This is a genomic window from Pseudomonas sp. 05T35, assembly GCF_056396605.1.
On record NZ_JBFTLU010000795.1, the window covers coordinates 1 to 934 of the forward strand.

Below are 934 nucleotides of genomic sequence, written 5' to 3' on the forward strand. Positions count from 1 at the left end.
GGGCTTTTCCTAACAAGCTAAAAGACATCAGGGGTATCGCTCTGTTCTTTACGCCTTCAGGAAGAACATCAAAATCCTCAGACTATTTGAACAGTAATTCAAACATACAACTCAACATACCATTATTCATGCCAAGCTTTACCGCGGACTCATTAAAATCAATGCCTTTTGTAAAAGCTCCACCGAGGCTCGAACTGCTCAAGCTTGGTGGAGGCGGAGTAGAAATAGCAGACGGTGTAGTGGGAGAAAAGAATCTCGAATTTACAAACATTGACAACCTGACGCTTATCTCTCCAATCATCACCAGCTTTCAAATCATCGCATTTTCCACATTGAGAAACTTCAAAGTTGTTGGTTCGATTCACGCGATAACGTTTCATCAATGTTCAGTTGAAATTACCGTAAAAAACGGCGGTTTATCTTCCTGTCAGTTTGAGCATGGCGATCACAAGATTGAGCTGAGCAACTCAAAGCTTGACAGGTCTTCGATAAGGTCGCGGCGACTTGATCTGAAGCTGTCTGCTACCGAGCTTTTAGATTGTCGCTTAGAATATTCTGATATATTCAATTCCTCACCCAATGAAAAGAAAAACTTCCACAAGTCTGCAAAAATGATTTTTTCACACTTAGGGTATCCTGATTTGGCTGGAAAGCATTTTTTGACAGAGAAGAAATCAGACCGAAAACACAGGTGGGAAACTTTCTCAAGTGCTAAGTCTGCCACAGGAATAGGGGGCAGATTATATGCGCTGATTGGTTACTTATGGATGTCTATACAAGAATTATATTGGGGGTATGGGGAGAGACCTTTTAATATAATACTATTTTCAATAGCTATTATTTCTATAACTTCGTCACTCGGTTATTTCAAGCGAGACTCTAGCACCTATAGCGATGCGTTAAGATCGATTACATTTTCCTTTCAGTCTTATAC

Annotated in this window: 1 protein-coding gene; it reads left to right on the forward strand. The window is 40.3% G+C overall.

Going from position 1 to position 934, the window contains the following annotated elements:
• A partial coding sequence (locus tag AC1DH9_RS29900) for a hypothetical protein (protein ID WP_477809423.1) occupies window positions 1-934 on the forward strand: 934 nt, incomplete at both ends.